Origin of the sequence: Microbacterium sp. NPDC006705 (genome assembly GCF_044903545.1) — a bacterium.
Lineage (GTDB): Bacteria > Actinomycetota > Actinomycetes > Actinomycetales > Microbacteriaceae > Microbacterium > Microbacterium plantarum.
Genome location: NZ_JBJDQQ010000001.1, coordinates 415593 through 433278 on the forward strand (window position 1 = coordinate 415593; position 17686 = coordinate 433278).

15 protein-coding genes are annotated in these 17686 nt (G+C 69.3%); 5 read left to right on the forward strand and 10 right to left on the reverse strand.

The genetic code is table 11. The features are described from left to right. The first annotated feature begins 64 nt into the window (after positions 1 to 64). Positions 65 to 1081 carry a DUF1731 domain-containing protein gene (locus tag ACI2K6_RS01930; protein WP_354450692.1) on the forward strand — a complete coding sequence of 339 codons (1017 nt, stop codon included), beginning with the start codon at positions 65 to 67 and terminating at the stop codon, positions 1079 to 1081. Here the strand turns inward: ACI2K6_RS01930 and mnmA are convergent. Further along, positions 1038 to 2135, reverse strand: coding sequence for a tRNA 2-thiouridine(34) synthase MnmA (gene mnmA, locus ACI2K6_RS01935; RefSeq protein WP_323987634.1), 1098 nt, complete (start codon positions 2133 to 2135; stop codon positions 1038 to 1040). The genes ACI2K6_RS01930 and mnmA overlap by 44 nt on opposite strands. Positions 2136 to 2144: 9 nt before the next feature. After that, positions 2145 to 3344 carry a cysteine desulfurase family protein gene (locus tag ACI2K6_RS01940; RefSeq protein WP_323987737.1) on the reverse strand — a complete coding sequence of 400 codons (1200 nt, stop codon included), beginning with the start codon at positions 3342 to 3344 and terminating at the stop codon, positions 2145 to 2147. Between the two features lie 44 nt (positions 3345 to 3388). On the opposite strand from ACI2K6_RS01940, the gene glgX reads away from it, so the two are divergent. The 3 genes from glgX to glgB are packed head-to-tail and all read left to right on the forward strand — an operon-like array spanning position 3389 to position 9746. Continuing rightward, a complete protein-coding gene (gene glgX, locus ACI2K6_RS01945; protein ID WP_404567907.1) occupies positions 3389 to 5458 on the forward strand; it encodes a glycogen debranching protein GlgX in 2070 nt (689 codons plus the stop codon). A gap of 47 nt (positions 5459 to 5505) precedes the next feature. Beyond that, positions 5506 to 7590, forward strand: a complete 2085-nt coding sequence (locus ACI2K6_RS01950) for an alpha-1,4-glucan--maltose-1-phosphate maltosyltransferase (RefSeq protein ID WP_404567909.1) — start codon at positions 5506 to 5508, stop codon at positions 7588 to 7590. Continuing rightward, a complete protein-coding gene (glgB, locus tag ACI2K6_RS01955; protein ID WP_404567910.1) occupies positions 7587 to 9746 on the forward strand; it encodes a 1,4-alpha-glucan branching protein GlgB in 2160 nt (719 codons plus the stop codon). The genes ACI2K6_RS01950 and glgB overlap by 4 nt, the downstream gene beginning before the upstream one ends. A gap of 62 nt (positions 9747 to 9808) precedes the next feature. Here the strand turns inward: glgB and ACI2K6_RS01960 are convergent, their stop codons facing one another. Together ACI2K6_RS01960 and ACI2K6_RS01965 are read right to left on the reverse strand one after the other, a co-directional pair. After that, complete coding sequence (locus tag ACI2K6_RS01960) at positions 9809 to 10750, reverse strand: tetratricopeptide repeat protein (protein ID WP_404567911.1); 942 nt, start codon at positions 10748 to 10750, stop codon at positions 9809 to 9811. Continuing rightward, positions 10751 to 12535 (reverse strand): glycosyl transferase, encoded by a 1785-nt coding sequence (locus ACI2K6_RS01965; protein ID WP_404567913.1) that lies wholly within the window; start codon positions 12533 to 12535, stop codon positions 10751 to 10753. Positions 12536 to 12690: 155 nt separating this feature from the next. Between ACI2K6_RS01965 and ACI2K6_RS01970 the strand changes: the two genes are divergently transcribed. Then, the gene (locus tag ACI2K6_RS01970) at positions 12691 to 13761 is read left to right on the forward strand and encodes an AI-2E family transporter (protein WP_114589351.1); all 1071 of its coding nucleotides are present in this window, start codon (positions 12691 to 12693) and stop codon (positions 13759 to 13761) included. 3 nt (positions 13762 to 13764) lie between these two features. Here ACI2K6_RS01970 and ACI2K6_RS01975 read toward each other — a convergent pair whose 3' ends face one another. The 6 genes from ACI2K6_RS01975 to frr all read right to left on the reverse strand — a co-directional run bounded on the left by ACI2K6_RS01975 (position 13765) and on the right by frr (position 17657). Continuing rightward, a complete protein-coding gene (locus tag ACI2K6_RS01975; RefSeq protein ID WP_274177818.1) occupies positions 13765 to 14505 on the reverse strand; it encodes an alpha/beta hydrolase in 741 nt (246 codons plus the stop codon). After that, on the reverse strand, positions 14502 to 14783 hold the full coding sequence (locus ACI2K6_RS01980; RefSeq protein ID WP_114589594.1) for a hypothetical protein: 282 nt from the start codon (positions 14781 to 14783) through the stop codon (positions 14502 to 14504). The genes ACI2K6_RS01975 and ACI2K6_RS01980 overlap by 4 nt, the downstream gene beginning before the upstream one ends. 11 nt (positions 14784 to 14794) lie before the next feature. Beyond that, a complete protein-coding gene (locus tag ACI2K6_RS01985) occupies positions 14795 to 15379 on the reverse strand; it encodes a transglycosylase SLT domain-containing protein (RefSeq protein ID WP_323987626.1) in 585 nt (194 codons plus the stop codon). 141 nt (positions 15380 to 15520) lie between these two features. Beyond that, positions 15521 to 16090, reverse strand: a complete 570-nt coding sequence (locus ACI2K6_RS01990; RefSeq protein ID WP_112614572.1) for a DivIVA domain-containing protein — start codon at positions 16088 to 16090, stop codon at positions 15521 to 15523. After that, positions 16087 to 17007 (reverse strand): phosphatidate cytidylyltransferase, encoded by a 921-nt coding sequence (locus tag ACI2K6_RS01995; protein WP_240309839.1) that lies wholly within the window; start codon positions 17005 to 17007, stop codon positions 16087 to 16089. The genes ACI2K6_RS01990 and ACI2K6_RS01995 overlap by 4 nt, the downstream gene beginning before the upstream one ends. A 95-nt stretch (positions 17008 to 17102) precedes the next feature. Next, positions 17103 to 17657, reverse strand: coding sequence for a ribosome recycling factor (frr, locus tag ACI2K6_RS02000; protein WP_112614568.1), 555 nt, complete (start codon positions 17655 to 17657; stop codon positions 17103 to 17105). Positions 17658 to 17686: the final 29 nt, after the last annotated feature.

Below are 17686 nucleotides of genomic sequence, written 5' to 3' on the forward strand. Positions count from 1 at the left end.
CGACCGATCGTGCGGACCGTTTCCTCCGGTACTGAACATGTTCAGAAACTACTACGATGACCGTATGAGCAACACCCGCCCCCGCGCCGTCGTGGCCGGCGCCTCCGGATTCATCGGCACCGCAATCGTCGACGCGCTCACGACCGACGGTTATACCGTCGACACGATCGGGCGCGCGTCCGGCAGGACGTGGGACGATGCGGCCGCCGTGGCCCGCCTCATCGACGGCGCGGATCTCCTCGTCAACCTGGCAGGCAAATCGGTGGACTGCCGCTACACCGATCGCAACCGCGACGAGATCCTGCGCTCGCGGGTGGCGACGACGCGCGACCTCTCTGCTGCCGTCCGCCGGGCCGCACAACCGCCGCGACTCTGGGTCAACGCGTCGACCGCCACGATCTACCGTCACGCGACCGACCGGCCGAACTCCGAATCAGACGGCGAGCTCGGGAGCGGCTTCTCCGTCGACGTGGCACGCGCATGGGAGGCGGCGTTCTTCAACGGCGAGCTTCCGCGGACGCGCCGCGTCGCCCTGCGGATGGCCATCGTCCTGGGCCCGGGGCCCGCCACCGCCATGCTGCTGACGCTGGCCCGCGTCGGCCTCGGCGGCCCGCAGATCGATGGTCCGATCATGCCGCACCGCCGCTATCGCGGCATCGGCGATCACCCGACCGGGAGCACCGCACCCTGGTATCGCACGCGCGGGCGGCAGCGGTTCAGCTGGGTGCACATCGACGACGTCGTGGGCACGCTGCGCTGGGTCGATGCGCACGAGGACATGGCGGGAATCGTCAACGTCGTGAGTCCGCACGCATCGGATAACCGCACCCTCATGCGAGAGCTGCGCTCCACCGTCGGGATGCCGTTCGGCGTTCCCTCCTGGCGGTGGATGCTCGAACCCGCGATGTGGCTCCTGCGCACCGAACCGGAACTCGTGCTGAAGAGCCGTTGGGTCGTCCCCGAGCGCCTCCTCGAAGCGGGGTACCGGTTCCGCTACACGGAGCTGGCCGACGCGCTGCGCGCCGCCGCCGGCTCGATCAGGCGTCGACCGGGACGGCCGAGACGGTCCGGTCGATCGTGAACTGTCCGAGAACGCGCGAGCCGTCGTAGATCACGGCCGTCTGACCCGGAGCCACGCCGTCGAAGGCAGTGTCAGGGGTCACGACGATCTCGTTCTCGGTGATCTCGGCTCGGGCCGGGACAGGATCGGCGTGCGCCCGGATCTGCGCTTCGCAGGCGAAGACGCGCTCGGACGGCGCCCGCCCGGCCCACGTGAAGCGGCCCCCCGCGATCTCAGCGGTCGCCAGCGCCTCCTTCGGACCCACCACGACACGGTTGTCCACCGGGCGCACCTCGAGCACGAAGCGAGGCTTGCCGTCCGGCGCTGGAACGCCCAGCTGGAGGCCTCGGCGCTGACCCACGGTGAACGCGTGCGCCCCCTCGTGACGTCCGACCACCGCTCCCGTGCGGTCGACGATCTCGCCCGCCTCGGCGCCGACCTTCTCGGCGAGCCACCCTCGGGTGTCGCCGTCGGGGATGAAGCAGATGTCGTGACTGTCGGGCTTCTGCGCGACCGTCAGACCACGCTCGGCCGCCTCCGCGCGCACCTCGCCCTTCGAGGGCGTCGACCCGAGCGGGAAGTAGGTGTGGGCGAGCTGCTCCGCCGTGAGCACGCCGAGGACGTACGACTGGTCCTTCGCGGCATCCGACGCGCGGTGCAGCTCGCGTCCCTCGGGGCCGTCGACCAGGAGGGCGTAGTGACCGGTGCACACAGCATCGAATCCGAGTTCGATGGCGCGCTCGAGGAGCGCCGCGAACTTGATCTTCTCGTTGCACCGCATGCACGGGTTCGGTGTCCGGCCGGCGCGGTACTCCGCGACGAAGTCGTCGATGACGTCATCGCGGAAGCGCTCGGAGAAGTCCCAGACGTAGAAGGGGATGCCGAGGAGGTCGGCGGCGCGGCGCGCGTCCATCGCATCCTCGATCGTGCAGCAGCCGCGGCTGCCGGCCCGCAGCGTGCCGCCCGCGCGGGAGAGCGCGAGGTGTACGCCGACGACGTCGTGCCCGGCGTCGACGGCTCGGGCCGCGGCGACCGCCGAGTCGACGCCGCCGCTCATCGCAGCCAGTACTCGCATCGCCCCAGTCTACGTGCGGGCTGCACGCCCGGCGCGGGCGGCGACCGCACGCCGGTGCACCTCGGGAAGGGCCGCGAGGAACGCGTCGACGTCGGCGTCGGTGCTCGTGCGCCCGAGGGTCAGACGCAGCACCGCACGGGCGTCGTCGGCGTCACGTCCCAGGGCGAGCACGACGTGCGAGGGCTCCGTGACCCCGGCCTGGCAAGCCGAACCGGTCGACACCGCGATCCCGACCGTGTCGAAGAGGAACAGGAGAGTCTCGCCGATCGTGCCCGGGAAGAGCACATGGACGTTGCCGGGCAGCCGGTCGCGAAGATCGCCCAGGATGACCGCCGACGGCACGAGCGATCGGATGCCCTCGATCAGGCGACCGCGAAGGCGCTCGACCCGGACCGCCTCGTGGGCGCGCTCGGCCTCGGCGATGTCGAGCGCCGCCGCGAACGCCGCCGCCCCGGCGACATCCTGGGTACCCGCGCGAAGCCCCCGCTGCTGGCCACCGCCGTGCGCGAGGGGTGTCAGCTGCGCGTGGCGCGACACGACGAGCGCGCCCGTGCCCACTGGGGCGCCGACCTTGTGGCCGGAGACGGACATGGCCACGAGGCCGTCGGGCGTCGCGCCCCCGTCCCGCCACGCCGCGAAGTCGAGGGCGACGGTGCCGAGCGCCGCGACCGCGTCGAGGTGCAGCGGCACCCCCGCGTCGCGCGCCGCCCGGGCGAGCGCCGCCGCATCGTTGCGCGTTCCGACCTCGTTGTTGGCGACGAGCGCGGTCGCGAGAGCAGCGCCGGGCAGCGCGTCGGCGAACAGAGCGGGATCGATCCGGCCGACGGAGTCGAGACCGACGGGGCGCACGGCGGCACCCCAGCGCGACGCGAGCCACGCGACCGCATCGATCGTGGCGTGGTGTTCGCCGTCAGGCAGCACGATCGGCCCGATCGCGGAGGACTCGGCGCCGGCGTCGGCGGCGAGCCAGAGCCCCTTGACGGCCAGGTTGATCGCCTCGGTCCCCCCGGACGTGAAGATCACCTCGATGGGCTCGCAGCCGAGCGCCGACGCGACCGCATCGCGCGCATCCTCGAGGAGCCGGCGCGCCGCCTGTCCCGCGCCGTGCACCGACGAGGCGTTGCCGAGCGTCTCGTGGGCCGACAGCCACGCATCGCGCGCTTCCGGGCGGAGCGCGGTCGTCGCAGCATGATCGAGATAGACGACCATCCGACCTCCCCGGGCGTTCACCGACGCTCATTACTGTAGATCGCATGCCCGACAGCACCAGCCCAGCCGGACTGCACGATCCCCGGTTCACCGACCTCGGCGTCACGCTCCGCGAGAACGGCGGCACCCTTCGGGTCTGGTCCGAGCGGGCGACATCGATCGACGTGGTGCTGTTCGATGACGACGACCTCGACTGGGCCGTCGACGAGCGACCGCTCGAGCCCGTCGGCGACGGGATCTGGGCAGCCGACATCGAGACGCTGCGGCCGGGAGTCCGGTACGCGCTGCGCGTGGATGGACCGCACGGGGCGGGCAACGTCTTCAACCCCCAGACCCTTCTGCTCGACCCGTACGCTCGCGGCGTCGTCTCGGGCGCCCCGGGCGATCACCGCTCGGTCGTGATCGACTCGGGCTTCGACTGGGGCGGCATCCGTAAACCGCGGGTCCCCCGGGACCGCACGGTCATCTACGAAGCGCACGTCAAAGGCCTCACCAAGCGGCATCCCGACATCCCCCCGGCGTTGCACGGCACATACGCCGGACTCGGTCACCCGGCGATGATCGACCATCTCCGCTCGCTCGGCGTCACGAGCGTCGAGCTTCTGCCGATCCACGCCTTCGAGAGCGAGCCGCGGCTGCTCGCTCTGGGGCTGGCCAACTACTGGGGCTACAACACGCTCGGGTTCTTCGCGCCCCACGCGGCCTACGCCACGCAGGACGCGCGCCGCAGCGGCCCCACCGCCGTCCTGAAAGAGCTCAAACGCACAGTGCGCGCTCTTCACGCCGCCGGCATCGAGGTCATCCTGGACGTCGTCTACAACCACACCGCCGAACTCGAGCTGGGCGGACCGCGGTCGAGCTTCCGAGGCATCGACAACCGCGGCTACTACCGCCAGCAGGACGACGGCGCCTACATCGACGTGACCGGCTGCGGCAACTCCGTCGACACGTCGACCCACGCCGCCGCACGACTGATCCTCGACTCTCTGCGCTATTGGAGCGAGGAGGTGCAGATCGACGGGTTCCGCTTCGACCTGGCTGTGACCCTCGGTCGTGACGCCGAGCACGTGTTCGATCCGGACCACCCGTTGCTGCGGGCGATCGCCGACGACCCCATCCTGCGCGACGACAAGATCATCGCGGAGCCGTGGGACGTCGGGCTGGGCGGCTGGCACACCGGCGGGTTCGGCGACGGATGGCAGGAGTGGAACGATCGCTACCGCGACGGGGTCCGCAACTTCTGGCTCAGCGACATCGACTACCTGCGCCGAGCCGGAACCTCACCGGCCGGCGTCGGCGGACTCGCCACGCACCTCGCGGGCTCTGCGCCGCTGTTCGGCGCGAAGCGCGGTCCGCTGGCGGGGGTGAACTTCATCACCGCGCACGACGGCTTCACCCTGCGCGACCTGGTCTCTTACGACGTCAAGCACAACGACGCCAACGGCGAGCAGGGCCGCGACGGCGCAGACACGAACCGGTCCTTCAACCACGGCGCCGAGGGCGACACTGCGCTCGAGCACATCCTGTCCGCGCGGCATCGCGCGATCCGAAACCTGGTCGGGACCCTCCTGCTGTCTGCCGGAGTGCCGATGCTGACCGCCGGAGACGAGATGGGCCGCACACAATTCGGTAACAACAACGCCTACTGTCACGACAGCGCCCTGACCTGGGTCGATTGGCAGCTCGCGGACTGGCAGGTCGACCTGCTCGCGCACGTGCGGGAACTCACGCGGCTGCGCGCCGAGAACCCGGCCCTGCGCCCCGTGCGGTACGCCGCCCCGGACGACGAGGTGCCCGAGGCATCCGTCATCCAGTGGTTCGACGCGCAGGGCCAGCCCATGACGCAGGCGACATGGACCGATCCGGAGCAGCGCACCCTCCAATACGTCGCGACGTCGACGCCGGCGCACGAACCCGCCAACTGCGTGCTCCTCATCATCCACGGCCGCGAGGACGACGCAGAGGTCGTGCTGCCACCCGTCGGCGCGGCGTCATCTCTGGTGTCCCTCTGGTCGAGCGCCGACGAGCGTCCCCGAGAGAACGGCGCGCGATTCGCCCCGGGCGACCGCCTCCCCCTCTCGGGGCCGACGTTGCATTTGCTCAGAGCGGAGTGAGGCGCAAGCCCGTTTTTCGAACTCGTCCACCGCGATAGGTTCGAGCCGTGGCATCAACGACGCGCACGACCTCACCCGCCCCGTTCCGCAGCACCGCCGAGATCCCCGGCCGCCCCGCCGTGCCGCTTCCGTCGGCCGGCGACGCGGTCACGGGACGCATCCCGCTCCAGCGCCCCGCCCCCTCGGTTCCGGGTGGCCCGTTCCGTCCCTCCGCCTTCGCCGGCGAAGCCGTGCCGTTCCGAGTCACGGCGTTCCGCGAAGGGCACGACGCGATCGGTGTGCATCTGCGGCTGTTCTCGCCCGATGGACGTGAGTCGTTGCACCGGCTGACGCCCCTCAACGACGGATTCGACCGATGGTCCGTCCTCGTCGCCCCGCTCGCCGAGGGCGTGTGGCGCTTCCGCTACGAGGCTTTCGGTGACGACTTCGCCACCTGGCAGCACGCCGCCGCGATCAAGATCGCCGCCGGAGTCGACGTTCCTCTGATGCGCGAGGCTGGCGCCCTCCTGCTCGTGCGCGCTGCCGCAGAGAAGTCCCGCCCCGCTGCCGAGCGCAAGATCCTCGAGAAGGCCGCCGCGAGACTTCGGGATGCCGCGGTCGACGCGGTCGATGCGCTCGCGGTCGTCCGCGACGCCGATCTCGCGCGCGTCTTCGCCGATCGCCCGCTCCAGTCGCTCGTGACGGTCGGCGACGAGCACGAGCTGCTCGTCGAACGCGAGCGCGCGGGCGTCGGCGCCTGGTACGAGTTCTTCCCCCGCTCCGAGGGCGCCGAACGTCTCTCCGACGGCTCCGTCCGCAGCGGCACGTTCGTCACCGCGCGAGACCGCCTGCCCGCCGTCGCCGCCATGGGGTTCGACGTCCTCTACCTGCCACCCATCCACCCGATCGGGCGCACTCACCGCAAGGGGCCGAACAACACCCTGACCGCCGGCCCGGATGATCCGGGCTCGCCCTGGGCGATCGGCGGCCCCGAGGGCGGTCACGACGCGGTGCACCCCGACCTCGGGACGCTCGAGGACTTCCGCGGCTTTCTCGCCGCGGCCTCCGGCGCGGGCCTCGAGGTCGCGCTCGACCTCGCGCTGCAGGCATCCCCCGACCACCCCTGGGTCACGGAGCATCCCGAGTGGTTCACCACGCTGCCCGACGGCTCGATCGCGTACGCCGAGAACCCGCCGAAGAAGTACCAGGACATCTACCCGGTCAATTTCGACAACGACCCCGCGGGCATCCGCGCCGAGGTGCTGCGGGTCGTGCGCCACTGGATCGCGCAGGGCGTGCGGATCTTCCGCGTCGACAACCCGCACACCAAGCCTCTGCAGTTCTGGGAGTGGCTGATCGCGACCGTTGCCGACGAGACGCCCGGCGTCGTCTTCCTGGCGGAGGCGTTCACCCGCCCCGCCCCGATGCAGGGCCTCGCGATGGCCGGGTTCCAGCAGAGCTACTCGTACTTCACGTGGCGGAACACCAAGGAGGAGCTCGAGGAGTTCCTGACCTCGGTCGCCCACGACACGGCCGACTTCATGCGTCCGAACCTCTTCGTGAACACCCCCGACATCCTCACCGAGTACCTGCAATACGGCGGCCGCCCCGCCTACAAGATCCGCGCCGGGATCGCCGCCACCGCCGGGGCGTCCTACGGCGTGTACGCGGGGTACGAGCTCATCGAGAACGTCGCGCGCCCGGGGTCGGAAGAGAACATCGACAACGAGAAGTACGAGTACAAGTTCCGCGATTGGGCGGGCGCCGAGGCACGCGGCGAGTCGCTCGCTCCCTACCTCACGCGCCTCAACGAGATCCGGCGCACCCACCCCGCGCTCCGTCAGCTCCGGAACCTCTCGTTCCACTGGTCCGACGACGAGGCGATCGTGGTCTTCTCCAAGCATCTCCCCGGCGCACTGACGGCCGACGGCAGGGACGACACGATCCTCGTCGTCGTCAACGTCGACCCGCATTCGGCACGCGAGACGACGGTCCACCTCGACACGTCGGTCTGGGGCGTCGCCCCCGGCGACGAGTACGAGGTCGAGGATCTGCTCACCGGCGCCGTCTGGACCTGGAACGACCACAACTATGTGCGGCTCGACGCTTTCGCCGAGCCCATGCACATCCTGCACGTGAAGGAACGCCGATGAACGCCCCCGCAGACCACGTCCTCGACTCGGTCGCCACCGGCTCGTACCACGCCCCGCACGACGTGCTCGGCTCGCACCAGACCGAGGACGGCTGGGTGATCCGCGTGCGCCGCCCGCTGGCTCGCACGGTCACCGCCGTTTTCGCGAACCAGCCCGAGGCTTCGTTCCGCCACCTCCGCGCCGGCGTGTGGGAAGCGGCTCTCGACGAACGCCCTGAGGCCTACCGAGTCGTGGCCACATACGATGAAGCGCCAGCCTGGGTGTCCGATGACCCGTACCGTCACCTTCCGACGATCGGCGAGCTCGACCTGCACCTCATCCGCGAAGGTCGCCATGAAGAGCTCTGGCGCGTCCTCGGCGCTCATGTCCGCCTGCACAACGGCGTCCCGGGGGTGTCGTTCACCGTCTGGGCGCCCAACGCGCGCGCGGTCCGGGTGATCGGTGATTTCAACGGCTGGGACGGCCAGGGCCACGCGCTGCGTTCGATGGGCGACTCCGGGGTCTGGGAGCTCTTCGTTCCGGGGCTGAACGCCGGCGCTGTCTACAAGTTCCAGATCCTCACGGGCGACGGTGCATGGATCGATAAGGCCGACCCGATGGCCCGCCAGTCGGAGGTGCCGCCCGCGACCGCGTCGATCGTCGCCGCGAGCTCCTACGAGTGGGAGGATGCCGCGTGGCTCGATCGGCGCAGCACGTCGACGCCCGTCTCCCAGCCGATGTCGGTCTATGAGGTGCACCTCGGGTCGTGGCGTTCCGGACTCGGTTACCGAGACGCCGCCGACCAGCTCATCGACTACGTTCGCGAACAGGGCTTCACCCATGTCGAGTTCCTGCCGCTGGCCGAGCACCCGTTCGGCGGCTCGTGGGGTTACCAGGTGTCGGGGTACTACTCCCCGACCAGCCGCTTCGGCTCACCCGATGATCTGCGCTACCTCATCGACCGGCTTCACCAGGCGGACATCGGCGTCATCATGGACTGGGTCCCCGGGCATTTCCCGAAGGACTCGTTCGCGCTGGCGCGATTCGACGGGCAGCCGCTGTACGAGCACCCGGACCCCCGCCGCGGCGAGCACCGCGACTGGGGAACGCTGATCTTCGACTACGGACGCAACGAGGTGCGCAACTTCCTCGTCGCGAACGCCCTGTACTGGTTCGAGGAGTTCCACGTCGACGGCCTCCGGGTCGATGCTGTCGCCTCCATGCTCTACCTCGACTACTCCCGCGAGGAGGGGCAGTGGGAGCCCAACGTGCACGGCGGGCGTGAGAACCTCGAGGCCGTCTCGTTCCTCCAGGAGGTCAACGCGACCTCGTACAAGCGCTACCCCGGCATCGCCATGATCGCGGAGGAATCCACGAGCTTCCCGGGCGTGACCGCACCGACGGAGTGGGGCGGCCTCGGCTTCGGGTTCAAGTGGAACATGGGGTGGATGAACGACTCGCTGCAGTACATCAAGCGAGACCCGATGTACCGGGGCCACCACGAGGGTGAGCTGTCGTTCTCATTCGTCTACGCGTTCAGCGAGAACTTCGTCCTGCCCATCAGCCACGACGAGGTCGTGCACGGCAAGGGAAGCCTGTTCACCCGGATGCCCGGCGACCACTGGCAGAAGCTCGCCAACATGCGCGCCTACCTCGCGTACATGTGGGGACATCCGGGCAAGCAGCTGCTGTTCATGGGGCAGGAGTTCGGGCAGATGTCGGAATGGTCCGAATCACGCGAGCTCGACTGGTGGATGCTCGACCAGCCGGCGCACCGTGGGCTGCACGCGTTCGTTGCGGACATGAATCGCACGTACCGAGACCAGTCCGCCCTCTGGTCCCGCGATTCGGACGGCGAGGCCTTCAGCCGTCTCGGCGCCCCCAACTGGAACCCGAACGTCATGGCGTTCGCGCGCCGCGACAACCACGGGAACACCGTCGCGGTGATCTGCAACTTCTCGGGAGTACCGCTGCACGACTACACGCTCGAACTGCCGGCGGACGGCGCGTGGCGCGAGGTCCTCAACAGCGACGCCGAGGCATACGGGGGTTCCGGTGTGGGAAACTTCGGCACCGTGCACGCGACGGACGGACGAGCGACCATGGTGATCCCTCCGCTCGGCGTGTTGTGGCTGCACCACGCTCCCGACGCCAAACCTGGGGTCTCGGAAGACTGAACGAACGCCGCGGGCCCGGGGTATGTCACCAACGGTGACACCCCGGGCCCGCGGCGTTCGCCTCAGAACATCAGAGAGGTGAGCCGCCGGCGCGCGCTGACGACTCGCGGGTCGGCGTCTCCCACGAGGCCGAACAGCTCGAGGAGCCTGTCGCGCACCGTCGATCGAGCATCTCCGTCGACCTCGGCGAACAGATCCAGGAGTCGGCCGAACGCGTCGTCGACGTGACCACCGGCGACATCGAGGTCGGCGACGCGCAGCTGCGCATCGACATCGTGCGGCGCGGCTGCGGCTGCGGCGCGGGCCTCACCGAGGTCGACGCCCTGCACGCGGTCGAGGAGCTTGACCTGTCCGAGACCCGCCTGAGCGTCGGCGTCGCGCGGGTTCTCCGCGAGCGCCCGCTCGTAAGCGCTGATCGCACGCGGGTAGTCGCCCGCTTCGATCGCAGCGAAGGCTTCCGCATGCAACGGGGGCAGCGGCGGCTCGGCGGCCTCTTCCGGTGCGTCCGTCTCCCCTTCCAGGGGAACGGTGCCGGTGACACCGTGCTGAGACGCGAGTTGAAGCAGCTGCGCGAAGACCTCGCGCACCTGCTGCTCGGGCACCGCTCCGGTGAACAGCGGCACGGGCTGCCCTGCCACCAGCGCGACCACCATCGGGATCGACTGCGCGCGGAACCCTTGCGCGAGCTGCGGGTTGGCGTCGACATCGACCTTCGCGAGGACGACGCGACCGGCCAGCTCGATGACGACCTTCTCGAGCACGGGGCTCAGCTGCTTGCACGGGCCGCACCATTCCGCCCAGAGATCCACGACGACCGGTACCGTTCGCGAGAGCTCGAGGACCTCGCCGAAAGTCTGATCGGTTACGTCGAAGATCAGGCGCGATGCGCTCTCGGACGGCTGCCCGGCGGGTGACGACGCGGGCGCCGAAGCCGTGGGGCGGTTACGCAGCGACGACAGATCGAGCGCGCCACGGAGCACGGCGTTGGAGGAAGGATCACTCATTCATACGACCTTTGCTGAGAGGACATTGGAACGGTAGCCGAGGAACTGGATCGGCTCGGATGAACCGGCCCCGGGCACGAAGAAGAACAGCTGGTCCGCGTACGTGGTGGTGAAGCCGGTGGACGACTGCGACACTCCTGTCAGCGCGCTCGCGACCGGGTTGGTGTCGGGCACGTTGATCACGGCATCCGGATTGCTCGGTTTGAACGTGTGGTCCTCTGTGATGGTCACCGCCACGACGGCGCCGCTCTCGAGCGTCTGGAGGGCGATCGGCGGCTGCGTCCCGGCCTGGGTCGTGAACGAGACCGTGCCCGTCTCCGCACCCGTCTGGTTGAAGTCGTTGACGATCTGCTCGCGGTTGGAGGTGACGCCGGCACGGAAGGCGTCGCCGTCCGCTTCGAACAAGCCCGCATAAGGACTCGCGTCGCCGTTGGTCAGCAGGTCGGCGTATGCAGCCGCGAGGTCCTTCGGCGGCAGGACGAGGAACGGCGAGTCCGGCGCCACCTGCGCGGCACCCAGGTATGCCGGTGCGAGTTCCGGGAACGAATCGGTCGCCAGCTCGGCGATGTAGCCGAGCTTGTAGTTGGACCAGGGATCCTGCTGACTGACCGTCATGATCGTGTCAGCTGCGCCCTCGCCACCTTCGACGACCGCGAGGAAGGTACGCGGCCACTTCTCGAACGTCTCCGGCAGGAGGATCTCGAGGGGTTCCGCCGGGATGGGCGGCAGCGGGGCACGATCGGTGATCTTGGACCGGAGGGTGTAGTTGGTCTCGCGCTCCGCGAGCGCCGGTCCCGCGAGCCGCGTGCCGGCGAGGGCGGCGTCAGCGCTCGCGTCGGCGGTCGAGACGTCTTCCGCGATACGCGTGAGGATGCGCTCGGCCTGCTGCTGGGTCACCGCCGGCGGCGCCTGATCGGGGTCGGCGACGACCGTCGTCGTCGGCGAGGGAGTCGGGCTCGGGGCCAACTGGGGCCAGGCGTCCGCCGAGCACCCCGTCAGCGCCACGAGGGAGACCAGCGGGAGCGCGAGGAGAGCCTGACGCCCGCGTGTCAGGCGGCGGCGCGGCGGCGTGGACGAGATGACGCCCTTCGCTTCCGCGTCCGTCGCGAGATCGATGGGCTGAGTGGCGCTCATCGGAAGCCCCTTCCGTCGCGGACCGCGCGAGCGACGCAGATGACGCCATCCGAGCGCGTACATGACGATTCCGAACGCGAGGAGGATCCCACCGGCCACGATCAGCGGGCCGGCCCAGGGCGTGTTCGACTCGATCGGCCACGTCACCTGGATGTCGGCTGGCGCGGGCGCGGTGCCGTCCGATGCGATCAGGACGCTCATGTCCTGCGGCAGCTGCAGGGATGTGGTCAGCGCGTCATCGCGCTGGAACTCTTCGAGCCAGAGATCCGACCCGACCGGTGACGGCATCGCCGGGATGTTGCCGTCGGCATCCGGCGTCGGCGCGGACGCGGCCGCGACCTCGGAAGTCGTGATCGCCCCCTCGGCGTCGACGCCGAGGCGGGTGTAGTCGGTGCGCGCGAGCCACGCGGTCACGTCGGACGTGCGGCCGTATGCGGCGAAGACGGTCCCGGTCCCCTGGACGCTCAATGCCTGCGCGCCGGGGCGCGAGGTGAGCACGGCGCCGTCGATGAGGGTGAAGGGGGCGTCTCCCGTCACCGTCACCGACTCGGTGACGGTCTCGGGCCCACGCAGGATCGTGCGCTGCGCGATACCCGCCCCGATCATGACGGTGGCCAGGACGAAGGCGACGACAGCCCACACGAAACGCACGAAGAAACACCTCTCCACATTCGGAACGGGACCACCGAACGCTTGATCGACGTTCCAGAGTATCCAAAACGACCTGAAAGGGTCGTGAAAGGGGCGCCTCCCAACGAAAGTTCGCGCGGCTCGTAAAGTGAAGTGATTCGACCCCGGAGGCGTTCGTGAAGATCCAGAACCCGTTTCGCACTGCGCTGATCGCCACGCTCGGCGTCGGCGTCGGCATCGTGATCATCGGGGGCATCCAGACCCTCTCGACCATCCTTCTCTATGTCGGCACCGCGCTCTTCCTCGCTCTCGGGCTCGACCCGGTGGTCTCGTGGCTCGAGCGGCGACGCCTACCACGATGGGCAGCTCTCCTGATCACCTTCGCAGCGCTGCTCGCGGCCTTCGCCGGCATCATCCTCATGGTCGTGCCGATCATCGTCTCGCAGATCTCGCAGCTCGTGGCCGCCATCCAGGACCTCGTCACCAACGGCGACTGGGACCCGGTCAACGCCGTCAAGGACTGGCTGACCGTCACCTTCCCGCAGCTGAACGTCGACGAGCTGTTCCAGTACCTCTCCGACTGGTACAACTCGCTCGACATCGGGGCGATCGGCGGGTCGATCACGGGCTCGATCATCCTGATCGGCGGTGGCATCATCAGCGGGTTCACCGGCGCGGTCATCGTGCTCATCCTGACGATCTACTTCACGGCGTCGACCCCGAACCTGAAGGCTGCGGTCTATCAGCTCGTGCCGGCTTCGCGACGGCCGCGCTTCATCGACCTGGCCGAGCAGATCACGGCATCCGTCGGCTTCTACGTCATGGGCCAGGTGTCCCTGGGCGTCATCAACGGTGTGCTCAGTGCCATCTTCCTGAGCGTGATCGGAGCCCCCTTCCCCGCGGTGCTCGCGGTCATCGCCTTCTTCTTCTCGCTCATCCCCCTGGTGGGAACCCTCACCGGGTCGGCGATCATCGTGCTCACCTGCCTGATACCCGGACTCGCAGAACCCCAGACGGCACTGTGGGCGGCGATCTGGTACCTCGTGTACATGCAGGTCGAGGCCTACCTCATCTCGCCGCGCATCATGAACCGTGCCGTATCGATCCCCGGCGCGGTGGTGGTCATCGCAGCCCTCGCCGGAGCCGCGCTGGGGCAGCTCCTCGGAGCGCTCGTGGCGATCCCGGTGGCAGCCAGCATCCTGATCATCTACCGCCAGGTCGTGATCCCGCGGCAGAACGAGCGCTGACGCTCAGGACGCGTCGTCCGCCGCGTGATCGTCGTCCCACTCTTCGGCGAGCGGCAGCGCGTCGGGGTTGACGGCCGCGACGATCTCGGTGAGCACCCGACGGGTCTGGTTCTCCCCCACCCACAGGTGTTTGCCGCCCTCGACGGCGATGAGCGTCGCATGCGGGATCGAGGCGAAGCGCTGACGCGCCTCGTCCGGGCGGAGGTAGTCGTCGAACTCGGGCACCACGATGACGACTCGTCGATCGTCGCCTGCCCAGGCAGCGACCTCGTCGGCTGTGGCCCGGTGCAACGGCGGCGAGAGGAGAACGACGCCCTCGATGTCGTGGTCGCGCCCGTATTTGAGGGCGAGCTCGGTTCCGAAGGACCAACCGACCAGCCAAGGACGCGGCAGGCCCCGATCGCGCACGAACGCCATCGCCGCCGCGACGTCGAACACCTCGCCGACACCGCCCTCGAACGTCCCCTCGCTGGTCCCCCGAGGCGATGTCGTTCCTCGGGTGTTGAAACGCAGCACGGCGAGGTCGGCGAGGGCGGGGAGGCGCCCGGCCGCCTTGCGCAGGATGTGCGAGTCCATGAATCCGCCCGCCGTCGGAAGCGGATGCAGGGTGACGAGCGTCGCGACCGGTTCGCGATCCTGTGGCAGCGCGAGCTCGCCGACCAGGGTCAGCTCGTCGAGCGTGCGGAGCTCGATGTCCTCACGACGTGCGGGGAGCTGAACGGGTCCGCGGATTTCGAAGCTCATGCGATCCTCCAACAAGCCGAATGCCAATGCCGACGCGCGGCGAGGTCCGCGGCGTCGCCCAGGACACCGTCCGCCCGCCACGCGACCACATGCGCCGTGGCGGGCGCGATGTCACGCCCGCAGCCCGGGCAGGTATAGGTCTTCTGCGCTTGCGCGGCCGACACCGGCTGCACGGTCCATTCGACGCCACGTCGCGTCTCGGAGCGCTTCCAGCCGCTCAGCAGCCGCTCGAGCGAGTCGTCGCGCGGTTCCGGCCGTCGCCTGTTGGAACGGGGCATGACGCGCGCAGTCACCACCAGTGGTTGCTGGACCAGAAGGCATACGCCTCGCTCCAGCTGCCGTAACGTCCGACGGCGTAGCCGTTCGCCCACGTGAGGTTGTCGACGGGGTCGTACCCACTGCCCGGCACCTTGCTGCAGGGATAGGCCTGAACGAGACCGCAGGCCCCCGACGAAGCGTTCGTCGCGTTCGGGTTCCAGCTGCTCTCGCGCGACACGATGTAGTCGACGTAGCCCCAGTCGCTCTCCGGGATGCCGGCGGCGCTCAGCCAGTCGGCGGAAGATCCCCCGCCGGAGTACAGGACCGGCGCTGCGCGCGACGTCCCGGTGCTCTCGCCTTCCACCGGGGTGGGGGTCGGGGTGGGGGTCGGCGTCGGCTTGGGAGCGACGTACACGGTGAAGCCGCTGCGATCGAGCTGAGCGGGCGTCGTCGCCGTTCCGTCACCGGACAGCGCCTGCGCGTCGCCGCGCGACTCGGCCCACAGCGAGACGACTTCGACGGGCTTCTCCTGGGCGACCGCGAGTGCGGCGCCGAGCGGTGCCAGAGCGCCGCCCGCCATACCGAGCGCAGCGACCGCGGCGAAGACGGAGGACACACCGCGACGTCGCGACCAGCGCGCGGAGACCGGCGTGCTCCGGCGACGAGCCGGGACGCGCGTCGTGCGCCGGGAGACAGTCGAGCGGGAAGTCACAATGCCCTCGAGTTTAGCGAGGCGTGCAGCTTCTCTCCATCAGACTCACCCGATGGCGAGAATCACCGACACCACGCCGTCGAGAACCGCATCGACCTGCGCTTCGCGGTAGCCTCCGCGCTGCATGCGGAACGCGACCGATCGCACCTGCTCGACGGTGAGCGGTTCACCTGACTCGAGGTAGCGGGCGATGCGGTCCGCCACGAGGTCGACCTCGTCCATGCGGTAGCCGTACGACAGCACACCCACACGATCGAACCTCCGCCGCTCGGGACGCGACAGCCGGTCGAGGATCTCCTGGGCGAGATTGCGTGAGCGGCCGACCCAGGCGCGGGCGCCCGCACGTGACAGGGCACGTTCCCGCTCGCGCGCCGCGAATGCGTCCTCGATCCGTCCGATCGCGGCGTCGACGGGGGCGACGGCATACCCGCCGCGCACGAGCGGGAAGGCGGTCGCGCGAATCGCGGCGGAGTCGAGGTCGTCCTCCTCGGACGCCTCGAACGCCTCGCGAGCGCGCCGCAGGAAGGCATCCACAGCGGCTCGGTCGTATCCCTTGGCTCGTCCCTGCACCTCGGGGAACGGGCTCGTGGAAAGGGAGGTATCGGTCGAGGTCATGACATCACCAGAGGGGACAGAGCGTGGAAGAGGACGAGCGCCACGACGGTGGACGGCAGGATCGAGTCGAGTCGGTCGAGCACTCCCCCGTGGCCCGGCAGCCACGAGCTCATGTCTTTGATGCCGAGATCACGCTTGATCATCGACTCAGCCAGATCGCCGACCGTGGCGGAACCGAGGATGACGATACCGATGATGACGCCGGTCCACGCCGGGAGTCCGAGAAGCAGCCAGGCGAACCCGACAGCGACGAGCATCGCCACCACGCCCGCGCCTGCGAAACCCTCCCAGGTCTTCTTCGGGCTGATTCGCGGGGCCATCGGATGCTTGCCGAAGGCGAGCCCAGCGGCATAGGCGCCGGTGTCCGCGCCCACCACGACGGCGATCATCGCGAGGACCCAGAACTCTCCGCCGTCCTCGCGCAGGAGGATGAGCAGCAGGCTTCCGAGGAACGGGACGTAGAGCTGAACGAACCCGCTGATGAGCACGTCGCTGAGCACCTGGCCGTAGCGACGGCTCTCGCCGCTCACCATCTGCGCCATCAACCGCCAGACGATCACCGTGACCACGGCGGCGAAGACAACGACCCAGTGCGTGCCGGCATCGAGGAGGAAGCCCGCCGCCAGCACCGCGGCGCCGGCGACCAGCTGTGGTGCGACGTCCACGCGTCGTCCCGCGGCCTGCAGGGCTCGGACGAACTCGAAGACGCCGAGCAGCGCGACGGGGATCGCGAAGAGGACGAACACCCACTTCACGAAGATGAGCGACCCGATCACGACGACGCCGATGGCGACCCCGATCAGGATCGCGACGAAGAGATTGCGTCCGGTCCGCGCGTTGATGCGCTCGTTCGCCTGCTCGAAGTCGGCCCGAGCTCGGCCGATGTGCTGTTCGAACTCCGTTCGCGCGGCACGCACCTGATTCTGAAACGCCGAATCACCGTGCTCGCGCGAACGGGACCGCTCCCGCTCGGATCGAGACGGGGCGTCGTCGCCGGGTGCGCTCATCGGTCTCAGACCTCGAGAAGCTCGGCCTCTTTGCGCTTGAGCGCGTCGTCGATGAGGTCGACGTGTGCACGCGTGAGACCGTCGAGTTCCTTCTCCGCACGCACCAGCTCGTCCTCGCCGACCTCGCTCTTGAGACCATCGAGCTCGTCCTTGGACTTCCGCCGGATGCCGCGCAGGTGGACCTTGTGGTCCTCGCCCTTCGAACGGACGAGCTTGACGTACTCCTTGCGGCGCTCCTCCGTGAGCTCGGGCATGGTGACGCGCACGATGTTGCCGTCGTTCGTCGGGTTCACGCCGAGGTTGGGGGTGTCGCGGATCGCCTGCTCGATCGCCTTGAGCGCCGACTTGTCGTACGGCGTGACGATGATCGTGCGGGCCTCGGGGTTGTTGAGCGACGCGAGCTGCGCGAGCGGAGTCGGCGACCCGTAGTAGTCGACGAGGATCTTCTGGAACAGCGCCGTGTTGGCGCGCCCCGTGCGCACGGTGGAGAAGTCCTCCTTGGCCGCCTCGACGGCGCGTTCCATGCGGGCTTTCGTGTCAGCGAGGATCTCGGGGATCACGTCACTCCATTCGTCGGTACGTCCGGTCA